The organism is Saliphagus sp. LR7 (assembly GCF_003344565.1).
GTDB lineage: Archaea > Halobacteriota > Halobacteria > Halobacteriales > Natrialbaceae > Saliphagus > Saliphagus infecundisoli.
Genome location: NZ_QPND01000003.1, coordinates 44787 through 59207, shown reverse-complemented (window position 1 = coordinate 59207; position 14421 = coordinate 44787). Strand labels below are relative to the sequence as shown.

General features: G+C 68.2%; 11 protein-coding genes. 4 read left to right on the top strand and 7 right to left on the bottom strand.

Annotation, left to right across the window (positions count from 1 at the left end):
- Nucleotides 1-7 precede the first annotated feature (7 nt).
- Nucleotides 8-856: a GNAT family N-acetyltransferase gene (locus DVH23_RS05265; protein ID WP_114576393.1), complete on the top strand. Its 849-nt coding sequence runs from the start codon at nucleotides 8-10 to the stop codon at nucleotides 854-856.
- Here the strand turns inward: DVH23_RS05265 and DVH23_RS05260 are convergent.
- Together DVH23_RS05260 and DVH23_RS05255 are read right to left on the bottom strand one after the other, a co-directional pair.
- Nucleotides 853-1227, bottom strand: coding sequence for a RidA family protein (locus DVH23_RS05260; protein WP_114576392.1), 375 nt, complete (start codon nucleotides 1225-1227; stop codon nucleotides 853-855). The genes DVH23_RS05265 and DVH23_RS05260 overlap by 4 nt on opposite strands.
- A 121-nt stretch (nucleotides 1228-1348) precedes the next feature.
- Nucleotides 1349-2119 (bottom strand): PEGA domain-containing protein, encoded by a 771-nt coding sequence (locus tag DVH23_RS05255; RefSeq protein WP_114576391.1) that lies wholly within the window; start codon nucleotides 2117-2119, stop codon nucleotides 1349-1351.
- A 412-nt stretch (nucleotides 2120-2531) separates the two neighbouring features.
- Here DVH23_RS05255 and DVH23_RS05250 point away from each other — a divergent pair, with 412 nt between their 5' ends.
- Nucleotides 2532-3464 (top strand): nucleoside hydrolase, encoded by a 933-nt coding sequence (locus tag DVH23_RS05250; protein ID WP_114576390.1) that lies wholly within the window; start codon nucleotides 2532-2534, stop codon nucleotides 3462-3464.
- Here the strand turns inward: DVH23_RS05250 and DVH23_RS05245 are convergent.
- Together DVH23_RS05245 and DVH23_RS05240 are read right to left on the bottom strand one after the other, a co-directional pair.
- Entirely contained in the window at nucleotides 3461-4237 is a 777-nt protein-coding gene (locus DVH23_RS05245) for an SDR family NAD(P)-dependent oxidoreductase (RefSeq protein WP_114576389.1), read from the bottom strand. The two genes, DVH23_RS05250 and DVH23_RS05245, sit on opposite strands and share 4 nt — an antisense overlap.
- Before the next feature lie 28 nt (nucleotides 4238-4265).
- Nucleotides 4266-5627: a glycerate kinase gene (locus DVH23_RS05240; RefSeq protein WP_114576388.1), complete on the bottom strand. Its 1362-nt coding sequence runs from the start codon at nucleotides 5625-5627 to the stop codon at nucleotides 4266-4268.
- Nucleotides 5628-5921: 294 nt separating this feature from the next.
- Here DVH23_RS05240 and DVH23_RS05230 point away from each other — a divergent pair, with 294 nt between their 5' ends.
- Nucleotides 5922-6227 carry an L-rhamnose mutarotase gene (locus DVH23_RS05230; RefSeq protein ID WP_114576386.1) on the top strand — a complete coding sequence of 102 codons (306 nt, stop codon included), beginning with the start codon at nucleotides 5922-5924 and terminating at the stop codon, nucleotides 6225-6227.
- A 7-nt stretch (nucleotides 6228-6234) separates the two neighbouring features.
- On the opposite strand, the gene DVH23_RS05225 is transcribed toward DVH23_RS05230, so the two are convergent.
- Both DVH23_RS05225 and DVH23_RS05220 read right to left on the bottom strand, forming a co-directional pair.
- On the bottom strand, nucleotides 6235-8499 hold the full coding sequence (locus DVH23_RS05225) for an LUD domain-containing protein (protein WP_198667852.1): 2265 nt from the start codon (nucleotides 8497-8499) through the stop codon (nucleotides 6235-6237).
- Nucleotides 8496-9068: an LUD domain-containing protein gene (locus DVH23_RS05220; protein WP_114576385.1), complete on the bottom strand. Its 573-nt coding sequence runs from the start codon at nucleotides 9066-9068 to the stop codon at nucleotides 8496-8498. The genes DVH23_RS05225 and DVH23_RS05220 overlap by 4 nt, the downstream gene beginning before the upstream one ends.
- A gap of 85 nt (nucleotides 9069-9153) precedes the next feature.
- On the opposite strand from DVH23_RS05220, the gene DVH23_RS05215 reads away from it, so the two are divergent.
- A complete protein-coding gene (locus DVH23_RS05215) occupies nucleotides 9154-11145 on the top strand; it encodes a beta-galactosidase (protein ID WP_114576384.1) in 1992 nt (663 codons plus the stop codon).
- On the opposite strand, the gene DVH23_RS05210 is transcribed toward DVH23_RS05215, so the two are convergent.
- The gene (locus DVH23_RS05210; RefSeq protein ID WP_114576383.1) at nucleotides 11142-14369 is read right to left on the bottom strand and encodes a family 78 glycoside hydrolase catalytic domain; all 3228 of its coding nucleotides are present in this window, start codon (nucleotides 14367-14369) and stop codon (nucleotides 11142-11144) included. The genes DVH23_RS05215 and DVH23_RS05210 overlap by 4 nt on opposite strands.
- Between the last annotated feature and the right edge of the window lie 52 nt (nucleotides 14370-14421).

The following is a 14421-nucleotide window of genomic DNA, read 5'->3' as shown; positions in this document are numbered from 1 at the left end:
CACGTCGATGCTTGAACTCCGTTCGCTTCGCCCCGCGGACGTCGACGACGCGATGGCACTCTCGACGCAGGCCGGCTGGAACCAGGTTCCCGCCGACTGGGAGCGCCTGCTCTCGCTCGCTTCCGAGGGCTGTTTCGCGGGGACGGTCGAGGGAGAACTCGTCGCGACCGCGACGGTCGTCACCTACGGCGACGTGGCCTGGATCGGGATGGTCCTCGTCGACGAGGACCACCGCAGCCGGGGCTACGGGAGCCGGATCTTCGAACGCGGGCTCGAGTACGCCCGCGAGGCGGGCGACCGGATCGTCGGCCTCGACGCGACCCATCTCGGCGAACCGATCTACGGGAAATACGGCTTCGAGACCGTCGCGACCGTCTTCCGGTGGCAGGGAGAGCTCGCTTCCGGCGGAACGGGAGTCGACCCGGATCGGGTCCGGCAACTCTCCTCTACGGACGCCGACGACCTCGCGACCTTCGACCGGCACCGGGTCGGAGTCGACCGGAGCGGGTTGCTCCGCGAACTCCTCGGCGAGGAGGGCGTCCGGGGATATGGCCTGGACGGGCCCGACGGGGCCCTCGCGGGCTACGCGGTCGTTCGCCCAGGGCGAACGAGCCGCCAGATCGGGCCGCTCGTCGCCGACCGCGAGGGGATCGCACCGCTCCTCTCGGCGGTCGGGGTCGACGTGGGGAGCCAACAGGTCATCGTCGATGCGCCCGCGGACGACCCCGTCGCCGGCCATCTCGCGGCGACGGGACTCGAGCGCGACCGCGAACTCGTCCGGATGACCCATCCCGAGGCGGAACCCGCCCTGCTTGGCGGGTCGGTTCGGGCGTTTACGTGCTTCGCGTTCGGCTAAACTGCCGCGACGACCTCGATCTCGACGCCGATGTCGATCGGAAGTTCGGAGACCTCGACGGCACACCGCGCGGGGAACGGCTCGGACATGTACTCGGCGTACACCTCGTTGACGGCCTCGTAGTCGTCCATGTCCGTGACGTAGACGTTCGCCTTGAGCACGTTTTCGAGAGAGCTGTCGGCGGCCTCGAGGATCGCCGCGACGTTCTCCAGGGTCCGGGCGGTCTGCTCTCTGATGTCGTCGGTCTCGACCTCGCGGGTCTCGGGGTTCGCCGGTCCCTGTCCGGAGACGTGGATCGTCTCGCCGTGGCGGATCGCCTGGGAGTAGGGGCCGATGCTCTCGGGAGCCTCGTCGGTGCTGATCTCTTCCATGCGAGCGGGTCGACGACCCGGAGCATAAAGCCATCCGCTTTCGCGCTCGGTCGGATCCGACGCTCGACCGAACCGGGTCGATCCGCCGAAAGGAAGTCGGTGGGCCGCAACTTCTCGCCGTCTACGCGGCGTCGCTGTCGTTTTCCTCGGTCCCGTTTGCCGTCTCGTTTTCGGTCCCCATGCTCTCGTTGGCCGTCTCGTTGTCGGCGCTCTCGGTGTCGTTTGCCGTCGCGTTCCCGGTTTCGTTACCGCCGTCGCCCTCCGCTTCGGTTTCGTTCCCGGACTCCTCGCCTTCGGCGGTCGCCCCCTCGAGGGTCAGCGTGACCTCGGTCATCTCCCCCTCCTCGACGGTTACCTCCTCCTCGACGGTTTCGAAGGCGTCGCCCTCGGCGGTGACGTGGTAATCGCCGGTCTCGACGAGTTCCTGTTCGTACTCGCCGCCCTCGAGGGCCTCCTCGCTCTCGACGTTGTAGGTGATCCCGCCGGTCTCACTTTCCTCGACCGGAACGATCGTGATGCTCACGCCCTGGGCGACCGGATCGCCGTTCTCGTTTTCGACGACCAGCCTGATCCCGGTAGTTCCCGACTCCTCCGGCGTGCCCTCGCTCTCGTTTGCGGTTTCGTTTCCCTCGCCGTCGGTTTGGTTCCCGCTCTCGTTGCCAGCCTCCGTGGTGGTTTCGTTTTCCGCCTCGGTCTCGTTTTCCGCTTCAGTCTCGGTACTTTCCGTGTCGTTGGTCCCGTTTTCCGCTTCAGTGTCGTTTTCGTCGTCGGCCCCGTCATCGCCGTTTCCGTCGCCGTCGTCGCCCATACACCCCGCGATCCCGAGAGCCGTCGCCGTACCGGCGATCCCGAGAAACTGCCGTCGGTCGAACCGCTTCGTGTGTCGTGTCATGATCTCCAGTTCGGCCCTCGCCTCCCGCCTCTCTTAAACACACCGATGACATCTGGAAAATAAAACGAAAAACGATCGCGTTTTCCGGATGTTCGGGAATAATCACCCCATCTCCTATCACGAGAGAGAACGATATAGTTACTAGTCTATTTTGGTATCTTTCAACTAATTCTATAATACTCTCGGAGATCTAAGACGAGGTAACGGTTTATAGTGGGACGGATTCGAACGGTTGTGATGAACATGGCCTACGATGGTCGAATAATACTAATTAGAGAGGATGAACCGAAAATATATGTATTTCTGTCGAACAAGGAAGTTCGGCGGCTGGATTACACGGATACGCCTGTAACGCCGTTCGGATCGCGCCCGGACTCCGTGTTTTTATCCCTCCCGGCGTCGATGGCCGGGCATGACCCGCCCGCTACTGATCGATACGGACCCCGGCTGCGACGACGCGCTCGCGCTCGCGCTGGCTCTCGAGGACCCGACCCTGGAGGTCGTCGGGCTGACGACGGTCCACGGCAACACGACCGTCGAGGCGACGACCCACAACGCTCGCGCGCTCCTCGAGGTGCTCGGGCGGACCGACGTCCCGATCGCGGCGGGTGCCGACCGGCCGCTGCTCGCCGACCTCGAGACCGCAGAACACATCCACGGCGAGGGCGGCATCCGGGGCGAGTTGCCGGAGCCGACGTCCGAAACCGAACTCGAGGGAGTCCACGCCGCCCGGCGGATCGTCGAGGCCGCACGGCGCCACGAGGGAGAGCTCGCGCTCGCCGCGATCGGGCCGCTGACGAACGTCGCGCTCGCGCTCGCGTTGGAGCCCCGCCTTCCCGAACTGCTCGACGACCTGCTGGTCATGGGCGGGGCGGCGTTCGTCCCCGGAAACGTCACCCCGCTCGCGGAAGCGAACTTCCATTCCGATCCCGAAGCCGCCCGACGGGTCGTCCGGGACGCGGAGCCGACGGTGGTCGGTCTCGACGTCACCCGTCGGGCGACGCTGCCCGCCGACTGGATCGACTCGCTTTCCCGCGAGAGCCCGCTGGCTCGGTCGCTTCGGGAATGGCTGACCTACTACGACGAGGACGTCCTCGAGCGGTATGGAATGGAGACCGCCGCGATCCACGACGCGCTCGTGATCGCCGGCCTCGTCGATGGGAGGGTGCTTGAGACCGAGGCCCACCACATGCAGGTTGGAACCGACTCCGAACTCGACCGGGGCGCACTCGTCTGTGATCCCTACGGCGTCACCGGCGGGGAACCGAATGGCCGCGTCGCCGTCGACGCCGATATCGACCGCTACCGCGAACTGATGACGGAGACCGTCGACGGGTTAATCTAACAGATCTGCCAGCCGCCGTCGACGTGGATCAGATCCCCCGTGATGTACTGTGCGTCGTCGCTCGCGAGAAAGAGGTAGGCGCCGGCGACGTCCTCGGGCGTTCCCGCCCGCCCCAGAGGTACCGGCTTGAGTAGCTCGTCGCTCGCGACGCGCTCGCGGGCCTGCTCGCTCCAGCCCTCGGTGAACTCGGTCGCGATCTGGCCGGGTGCGACCCCGTTGACCCGGATCCCCTCCTCGGCGAGCTCGAGGGCCGCCCCGCGGGTGATCATCCGGACCGCGCCCTTCGTCGAGTCGTACTGGACCTGTTCATGCTGGGCCAGGGTCGAACTGATCGAGGCCGTGTTGACGATCGCGCCGGGTTCGCCCCGCTCGAGCATGTCGGCGGCCGCGACCTTGGTCCCGAAGAAGACCCCCCGGGCGTTGACCGCGTGGATCCGGTCGAACTCCTCGGGGGTCGTCTCGAGCATCGGCTTCGGGATCTGGAGGCCCGCGTTGTTGACCATGACGTCGACGCCGCCGTACTCGTGGGCGCTCTCGACGAGGGTCGCGAGGTCGTCGGCATCGGCGACGTCGGTCTCGACGTATTCGGCCTCGCCGCCCTCCTCGCGGATCAGTGCGTCGGTCGGAACGTCGCCGTCTTTGGGCTCGCGATCGATGTCGCCGTTGATCACCGTCGCGCCCGCCTCGCCGAACCGGCGGGCGACCGCCCGCCCGATCCCCGAGGAGGCCCCGGTCACGATCGCCGTCGCGCCGTCGTAGTCGTACGCTGGCATACTCCGTAGTTAGCCGGCCCGAACCAAATCAGTTCGGCTCCACCACGACCACCCGCAGGTCGTTGACGTTCGTCCCCGTCGGTCCCGTCCGGATCACTGCGCCGGCCTCCGCGAGAAGCGTCTGGACGTCGTTTCGCTCGAGGGCCTCCCGCGCCCGCTCGCGGTCGGTGACCGTTTCCCCGTCCACGATCGCGCCCGCGGCATCGCTCGCGCCGTCGATCCCGTCGGTATCGACGCTCCCGACGACCACCCCCTCCCTGCCGGCGAGGTCGATCGCCGCCGCGAGCGCGAACTCTCCGTTCGGTCCCCCGATCCCGGGTTCGCCCGCGACGGTGACGGTCGTTTCCCCGGCGGAGAGAAAGACCGCGGGCGCCGGGACGGGGTCGCCCGATTCCCGGCTCTCCTCTGCGATCGCGGCGTGGAAGCGTCCGGCCTCGCTCGCCTCCCCCCGAACGCGCGAGGAGAGTACCAGAGGTTCGTATCCCCGCTTTCCGGCCGCCGAGCGGGCGGCGTCGAGAGCGGTCCGCGAACTCGCGATCAGACACACGTCGGTCCGCTCAATGTCGGCGCCGGCTCCCCCAGGGTCCCCCCGTTTCCCGATCAAGTGCTCCCGGACGGCCGGCGCCTCGATACCGTACCGATCGAGGACTCCCCAAGCCTCGTCATCGGGTATCTCGTCCGGCGACACCGGACCGCTCGCGATGGTGCCCGGATCGTCGCCGACGACGTCGCTCATCACGACTCCGAGGACCCGGGCAGGTGCCGCGGCCGCCGCGAGTCCCCCGCCTTTGACCGCCGAACACCGCTTCCGGACGGCGTTTATCTCGTCGATCGCCGCGCCGCTTTCGAGCAGCTTTTCGGTGAGTTCCTGGAGGTCCGCGACCGTAAGGGCGCCCGCGGGCGCGACGAGCAGTGCGCTCCCGCCGCCGGTGATCGGCGCGATCACGAGGTCCTCGGGGCCCGCGCGCTCGGCGACCTCGAGCACCCGTCGGGTGCTCTCGACGCCGCGCTCGCTGGGATAGGGATGATCCCCCGGCAGGACCTCGATCGGACCCGCGGCTGTGGGATCGTCGGTGACGACCGCGCCGCCCGCGATCCGGTCGCCCAGCAGGTCCGAGAGCGCGCCCGCGAGGTGACCCGCGGCGTTGCCGCCGCCAGCGACGACGACCCGCTCGAACCCCGAAAGGTCGTACGCGGTCGTCTCGTCGCCGACGTCGGTGACCCGCAACTCGGTTCCCGAAAGCGAGAGCGCGTCGCCGACGACCCTCCTCGGATGGGCGGCGTCGATGCCGGCTGCGAGACAGTCGAGGGCAACCTCGTATGCGGGCGTTCGCTCGAGACGCTCCCGGTTCTCGATTTCGACGTGCGATACTCCGTCGGGCGCCGTCATGCCGTTTCCCCTCCGCTCCCGTGGTTCGACCGATCCGTCATGGAGGAACTCACGGCGCCGATGGCTTCAATGGTATCGGTGGAATCGGCGGATTTCATCCGGTATTTCCGGACACCTGCCACCAATCGGACCGACCGGCGCGTGGATTCGACCGATGCGGCCCGCGACCGACCGACCCCGGAGACCCGTACGACATCATCGGACGCCGGGCCGGCCTCCCGTCCGTACGCGGGCCGGCCCGCCGGGATCCTCGCCGCCCGAAGCGTTATACCCTCCCGGACGTAGCGCATCGCCATGGCACGGATCGCCTTCCACCGACGGGTCGAGGACGGAGAACGCGACGCCTACCGCGAGGAACACGAGGACGTTCCCGACGCTCTGGAGGAGGCGTACCTCGAATCTGGTGCCGGCCTCGAGACCTACTCGGTGTTCGAGGCCGACGGCCACGTCTTCGGGTTCATGGAGGTCGAGGACGAAGAGCGGATCCGGGAGATCATGGCCGAAAGCGACGCCCAGGCGGAGTGGGAGGTCGTGATGGACGGAATTCTGGAGGCCGACGACGGCGACTCCTGGATGGACGAGGTCTACCGGATGTGCTGAGGCGGGTCTACGAGCCGTCGTCGCCGCCGGCCGGCCGTCCGGGTGCGAGCAGTTCGATCGGGTGGACCGGCTCGTCGCCCAGCGAGCCGAGCTGTTCGGTACAAGAGGTGCCGCTGGTGAGAACCCGACCGCTCCCCTCGAGTTGGCCCGATAGCTCCTCGCCGATATCGACCGCGAGCTCGTAGTACTGGGACTTGTAGCCGAACGAACCGGCCATCCCACAGCACTCGGCCTCGCTGGTCGTCACGTCGTAGCCCGCGCGATCGAGGACGGCGACGGTGTGAGCCTCCAGGCCCATCGTCCGCTGCTGGCAGTGGCTGTGGTAGGCGACGTCTCCATCGCCTCGCGGCCCCGAAAGAACCCCCGCGTCGGCTCCCTCCTCGAGCAGTCCGTAGACGTACTCGAGGAGTTCGTAGCTCCCGGCCGAGATCGCGTCGGCGGTCCGCTCGGGAAGCAGCTTCTCGTACTCCCCGCGGAACATCGCGAGGTCGCTGGGCTCGATGATGACGACGTCGCGCTCCTCGATCAGGTGGGGCGCGAGCGCGTCGGCGACTCCCTGTGCTTTCTCGCGAGCGGTGGCGATCATCCCCTGGGAGAGCGGTGCTCGCCCCGACGACGGGATCTCGGGGATTCGGACCGGAACGCCGAGGGCCTCCAGCATCCGAACGGCGGCCTTCCCCCGATCGACGAGCACGTGGTTCGTGTAGAGGTCGGGGTAGAGGACGACCTCTCTGGTGGACTCCACCTCGCCGGATTTTCCTCGTTGCGCTCGTTTTTCCGAGGTGGCCACGCCACCTCGCTTCTCGAACCAGTCCACGAGCGTCTCCCGCCGGAACGCCGGCAGCTCCCGGCGGCTATCGACGCCGAAGAGCCGTTCCATCGCCTCTCGAGTCGGGCCGAGACCGGCGAGCCAGTTCGAGACCGGCGCGGTGGCGCTCCCGAGCCTCGCGAGGGTCTCGAAGTTTCCGAACAGGCGTTTCTGGAGGGACACCCCTCCGGGGTCGGCGTCGGGAGTCAGCCCCTCGACGAGCCAGTCGAACTCGCCGTCGTCGCCCCGGTTGATCCGATCGCGGACGACCGTATTGATCCACGGGATGTCGATCTTCACGGGGCAGGCCTCGACGCAGCGCGAGCAGCCCGTACAGAGGTCGTTGAACTCCGCGGCGGACTCCTGGCCGTGGACGCCGGCCTCCCAGCCGGTGGCGATTCCTCCAGTATAAGTCTCGCCGCCGAAGGCGTGGCCCCCGACGTGCTGGAAGTTCGCGCACGTGTTCGCACACGCCGAACACCGGATGCAGTACAGCGTCTCCTTCAGTTCGGGGTCCTCCCGCATCGCCATCCGCCCGTTGTCGATGAGCACGAGGTGAAAGTCGCGGTCGTCGGCGCTCCCCGAGTCGATCAGCTCGTCGGGCGAAGCGTGATCGACCACCGGCGACTCGACGGGCGGCGTCAGCAGGGAGACGTAGCTCGTGAGGTCCTGACCGGTGCCCGACCGGCCGATGAGTTCGACGAACGGCTGGAGGTCCTCGACGGAGGGAACGATCTTCTCGACGCCCGCGACGGCGACGTGCGTATCGGTGGCGGCGACGCACTTCCGGGCGTTGCCCTCGCTCGTCACCAAGGCGAGGGTTCCCGAGTCCGCGGTGATGAAGTTCGCGCCGGTCATTCCCACGTCGGCGGCGGCGATCTCTTCGCCCAGGCGATCGCGGGCGAACATCGTGAGCTCCTGGGCGGTCTCGAGTGGCTCCTCCGGCTCGAACACGCCGTTGAAGAGCTCGGCGATCCCCTCTCTCGATTTGTGGAGCGCGGGCGCGACGAGGTGGGACGGGGCTTCATCCGCAACTTGTAGGACCCACTCCCCGAGGTCGGTCTCGACCGCGTTCACTCCCTGCTCGGCGAGGTGGTCGTTGACGTCGATCTCCTCGGTCGTCATCGATTTGGATTTGACGACCGTCTCGGCCTCCTGCTCCGCACAGAGCTCGGCGATGTGGCGGTTCGCGTCGGCGGCGTCCTCCGCGATGTAGACCGTCCCGCCGCGGGCCTCGATGGTCTCCCGAACCGCGTCGATCAGCTCGGGAAGGCGCTCGATGGCCTCTTCCTTGATCGCCCGCGCCTCGTCTTTCAGCCCCTCGTAGTCCTCCAGACGGGCAACCGACTCGTAGCGCCCCTGATTGAACCCCTCGGTGTTCGCCCGGACGGCGTCGCCCTCGGATTCCATCAGCGCGCGGATCTTCGCCGCCTTCACCTGTCGAGACTCGCTCCTGGAACTCATTCGTCGCTACCTCCGTCGATCGTCTCTCCGACGTCCGCGTCGTCGTCGATCAAGACCACGTCGACCCCGCGCGGGCCGTGGGCGCCGACCACGAGTTCGCCCATGTCGGCGGTCGCGCTCGGTCCCGTCGCGACGACGATGCTCGCGCCCTCCTCGCGGAACGCGTCGCCGTGGTCGGCAAGGGTTGTTCCCATGTCGGGAACGACGTCGGCGGCGTCGAGGACCGCGATATGGCGATCGACGAAGAGGCTCGTCGGCTCGCTGCCCGCTCGATCCGAGCGCAGGAGGACGCTCCCGTAGTCGGCGACGGCGCCGACCGCGGGGGTGACGCCGGTCGTCGCCCGCTCGAGGTCGTCGGGCGTCGGCTCGGTCGTCGCGTCCTCAGGAGAGTCGATTCCCTCCCAGGGCAGCGGTGTCGCGACGACCGGCGGATCGGCGAGCTCCCCGATGACGTCCGTCGCCTCCTCGCGGGAAACGCGCGCGACGGGGACGCCGACCTCGCGGCTCCGCTCGCAGAACCGTTCGATCGCCGACCCGCCCTCGGCTTCGGCTGTCTGGTCCGCGTGCATCTATCCCAAGATTTGCCCCCAGCGGATTAGGCGTTGCGCTCTCCGGGATGGCAACGTTTACGGCTCCGTCGAGCGACGTCGATCCATGTCGATCGGCGTCTGTTACTTCCCCGAACACTGGCCCGACGAGGACTGGGAGCGCGACGTGGTGGCGATGGCCGACGCCGGTCTCGACTACGTCCGAATGGCCGAGTTCTCGTGGGGCGTCCTCGAACCCGAACGCGGCAGCTTCGAGTTCGAGTGGCTCGACCGCGCCCTCGACCTGATCGACGATCGGGGCATGCAGGCGGTGCTCTGTACCCCGACGGCCGCGCCGCCGCGGTGGCTCGTCGACGAACGCCCCGAGATCCTCCAGCAAGAGCGCGACGGCACCGTCCGCGAGGCCGGCAGCCGCCGCCACTACTGTTTCAACTCGCCGGCCTACCGCGAGGAGACCGAGCGGGTCGTCCGAAAGCTGGCCGAACGGTACGCCGACGATTCGCGAGTAGCGGGCTGGCAGACGGACAACGAGTACGGCTGCCACGGCACCGCCTACTGCTACTGCGACGACTGCGCCGACGCCTTCGGCGAGTGGGTTTCGGATCGCTTCGAGGACGCGGCGGACCTCAACGAGGCCTGGGGAACGACCTTCTGGAGCCAGCAATACGATTCGCTGTCGGACGTGGACGTCCCCCGACCCACGCCCGCCCAGGACCACCCCGCGCTCGCGCTCGCGTTCGCCCGGTTCACGAGCGACGCCATCCTCGACTACAACCGGCTCCAGACCGAGATCCTCCGGGAACACGGCGCCCCGTTCGTCACCCACAACTTCATGCACCTCTATCCCGCTATCGACCTCCACGAGGCGAGTGCGGACCTCGACTTCCTCTCGTGGGACTCGTATCCGACGGGCCACGTCCAGGAGGGCGAAGGAGAGGCGAGCGCCGACGAACTCCGTGCCGGTGATCCCGACCTCCTCTCGCTCAACCACGACCTCTACCGGAGCGTTGGCGGCGCGCCCTTCTGGGTGATGGAACAACAGCCGGGCGACGTCAACTGGCCGCCCCACTCGCCCCAGCCCGGGGAGGGCGCCATGCGGCTGTGGGCCCACCAGGCCGTCGCCCACGGCGCCGACAGCGTCGTCTACTTCCGGTGGCGCCGGTGTCTCGAAGGGCAAGAACAGTACCACGCCGGCCTCCGGAAGGCCGACGGGTCGCCCGACCGGGGCTACGACGACGCTACGGAGGCGGCCGAGGAGTTCAAGACCCTCACCGATCTCGACCTTCCCGAGGCCCCCGTCGCGATCCTCCACGACTACGAGACCCTCTGGGCGCTCGACGGCCGTGAACACGCCCCCGACTTCGACTACTGGACCCTTCTGGGGGCGTTCTACGACGCCCTGCGGGCCCGCGGGGTCGCCGTCGACGTCGTCTCCCCCGAGGACGACCTCGCGTACGACGCCGTGATCGCGCCCGCGCTGTACACCGCGAGCGAGGAGACTGCCGATCGGCTGGAGGAGTTCGTGAGGGAGGGCGGCCAGCTACTCCTTGGCCCCCGATCGGGAGTCGCCGACGAGTACAACAAGCTCCGCAGCGCCCAGCCCGGTCCCCTCGCCGACCTCGTCGGCGCGACCGTCGAGGGCTTCGAGACGGTTCCCCCGGAACTCCCGCGGTCGGTCGAGTCCGAAGACGGCGACCGCTACCCCATTCGGATCTGGGCCGAGTGGCTCGCACGCGATGAGGCGGCGGCCGAATATATCTACACGGGAGAGGACGTCACCGGCGGCCGGCCTGCGGTCGTCTCGAATCCCGTCGGTGATGGCCAGGCGACCTACGCGGGCCTCTGGCCGGAGCCTGATCTGGCCGACGAACTCGTCGGATCGATGCTCGAGCGCGCGGGAATCGACCACACGGAACGGTTCCCCGACGGGGTTCGGGTCTCGGTCCGCGACGGCCACGTCTGGCTCTGTAACTTCACGAGCGAGCCGGTCGACGTCGTTCTGGACGACGGCGAGTGGGTGCTGGGCGGACCTCGAGTAGAGCCGTTCGACGTCGCGGTCGCGGAAACCAACCGGCTCTCCGGTCTCTCGCTGGATTAGCGGATCTCGAAGCGGTACGTTCCGGCGCTCGCGACCAGGGCGAGTCCAGTGTTTCGATTTTGCCCGCCCTCGCTTTCCTTGGCCGGCTCGAGCCCGTCGGGAAGCGAGTCGGTCCACTGCCCGTTCTCGCGGAGCGTCTCGCCGCCACCGGCTCCGTCGCCCGTTTCGCTGACGGCCGCCTCCGTTCTGCAGGGCAATCGAACCGTTGCCTCCGTGTTCCAGGGGATCTCGACCGCGAGGTCGATTCCTCCCTCGACTTTCTCCCATCGGGAGCCAAAGCGGCCGTCGGGCGTTTCGATCTCGCCGTCGGCCCACTCGAGCCCCTCAGGGATCGCGGGGTCGATTGCGAGCCGCCGGGGCGCACCCTCGAATCGAAGGCCCGCCAGCGACTCGTAGAACCACTCGGAGACGAAGTTGAAGGGGGAGTGGTTGAAGGAGTTCATCCCGTCGCCGATCCGGTCGTCGGAATCCCAGCGCTCCCACATCGTCGTCGCGCCCTGGCGGATCATGTACACCCAGCCCGGACGCTCAGGCTGGCTCGCGACCTCGTAGGCGAAATCCGGGTAGCCGTGATCGACCAGCGCGCCCAGGAGGGGGCGCGTCCCCAGGAATCCGGTTCGGAGTTTTCCGTCGTCCTCCCGAACCTTCTCGGCGAGGCCAGCGGCGACGCTCTCCTCGTGCTCGTCGGGAACCAGCCCGAAATACAGCGGAACGGCGTACGACGACTGGGTTCCGGGGCCGTAGGTCCCCGTGTCGGGGTCGAAGAACTCGTCGGTGAACGCGCGGGCGATCCCGTCGGCGCGCTCGCGGTAGCGCTCGGCGTCGGCGTCGCTGCCGACGACCTCCGCGACCCTCGCGAGGAGGTCGGTCGTGTGGTACTGAAAGGCGGTGTTGAACAGGTCGTAGGGAAGCCCCCGCCGGCCGTCCGTGTTCTCGAAGGCCAGCCAGTCGCCGTAGTTGCCGTACTCGCCCGGGACGATCCCCTCCTCGCTCACCGAGTGCCAGTAGTCCACGTACCGGCGCATCCCCTCGTAGTGGTCCCGGAGAACCCCCCGGTCGCCGTACAGACAGTAGAGGTGCCAGGGGACGGTTACCTGGGACACTCCCCACGTCGGGTCCTCCGGGATCGAGCCGTACCCGTAGGGGATCGTGTCGGCGACGTAGCCGTGTTCGGACTGGACGTCCGCGTGATCGCCCATCCACTTCTCGTAGAACCCCCGCGAATCGAAGTTGTAACACAGCGCGCGGGCGGCGATCTGGTTGTCGCCGGTCCAGCCGAAGCGCTCGTCGCGCTGGGGACAGTCCGTGAGCACGCCATGGAGGTTCCCGCGCAGGCCCCACCGGGCGTTTTCCTGGACCTGCGCGAGGTCCTCGTTCGAGCAGTCGAAGCTCCCCACGGAATCGACGTCGGTGTGGACGACCTTCGCCCGGATATCCTCCGGATCAACCTCACAGCCGACCACCTGGGCGTACCGGAAGCCGTGGTAGGTGAATCGGGGCTCGTAGGTCGCGGGCTTCCCATCGGAGACGTAGCGGTCGGTCGCCTCCGCGCTCCGGAGGTCCTCAAGTGCGAGCTCGCCAGAGGGGAGGAGGGTCTCGGCATGGCGGATCTCGACTTCCTCGCCCCGGCGGGGTCCCTCGATGGCGAGTTCGACCCATCCAACGAGGTTCTGACCGAAGTCGATTATCGGACCGTCGTCTCCCTCCCGGACGTCGGTCGGAGCCAGAGTCTCGGTGACCCGGATCGGCGGCGTCCGCTGGGGCCGGAGGTCGCCCCCCGGTCCCTCGACCAGCCGGGCGTCGTCCCAGTCGCCGTCGTCGAACCCCGGCTCGTCCCATCCCGATCTCGCCCGGCGCGCGTCGTAGGTCTCGCCGTCGTAGATATCGTTTTCGACGATCGGACCCCGGATTGCGCGCCAGGAGCCGTCCGTCGAGAGCGTTCGGCTGCGCCCGTCCTCGTACTCGATCTCCACCTGGCAGATCGCCCGCGGCGAGCCGAATCCGGGCCAGTCCTGGGCCCGCTTGCCGAACCAGCCCCGTCCGACCTGAATCCCGAGAATGTTCTCGCCCTCGTGGAGGGCGTCGGTCACGTCGTACGTGCTGTAGAGCGCCCGCTCGTCGTACTGTGTCCAGGCGGGATCGAGCACCCGATCGCCGACGCGCTCGCCGTTGATCGAGAGTTCGCCGTAGCCGAGCCCGCAGACGTGGGCCCGCGCCCGAGCGATCTCGCCCGAAAGGGAGAGGTCGGCCCGCAACAGCGCCGATCCCGGCGCCGTCGTCGATCGGTAGCTCCCATCGGTCAGAGACTCCTGACTCCAGCTCTCGGATTCGACGCTCGAGGAGGCAGTGATCGGACGGCCGACCGCGAGGTCCCGGCCTTCGCCGTCGCGGACCGCGATCGCCGCGAGCGCGAGGACGCCCCAGACCGCACGCTCCTCGCGGACGAACTCCGGTTTCGAGCCGTCCGCGCCGGGCTCGACCGTATCGAGGGCGGTCGCGACGACTCTGACCTGGCGAGCCTCCCGTCCCACGTCGATGGTCACGGCGCCGTCGTCGTCCTCGCCGTCTCCGGCCTCCCAGTCGACAACCGTCTCCCACTCTCCTGCCTCGCCGGCGACCTCGAGCCGGACCCCTTCGGGAAACCCGAACCCTGTCTCGGGTGCGATCGTCGCCCCGTCGGGCGTCTCGACGGCGCCGATAGGGGTCGCGGGATGGAGTTCGACCCGCTCGACTCCGTGGACGTCTCCCAGATCAATTTCGATCCGCTCGGTCGACTCCTCTTCGGGTCGTCGCCACCGGCTCCGGTAGCCGTTGCTGTCGCCGCCCTCCGGCCGGTAGCCGATCCACTCGCCGTCGAACTCGCCGGGCTCGAGGGCGGTCGAAAAGCGGGCGACGTCGGCCCACGCGGAGGGCTCACCTTCCTCGTCCCAGAGCCGTACCGACCAGTAGTAGTCGGTGCCGGACTCGAGGGGCAGGCCGTCGTAGAAGACGTCGGTCGAGTCCGGGGTCGAGCGCTTTCCGGAGTCCCACAGTTCGCCGCGCCTGTCCTCGATGGCGGCCGCCGAACGGGCGACGAGAACTCGATACGCGGTCTGGCCCGCACCCCGTCCCCCTTCCTCGCCGCGCCACGAAAAGCGCGGCTCGTCGGGTGGGACGTCGATCGGTTCGGCCTCGTGTTCGACGCGGAGGTCAGTGGCCGCGACTCCGCTGTCGGCTTGCTCCATGCCCGGGCGGTTCCCGGCGGGGTCGCATATAGGTTCGGCCCGGAGAAGGTGG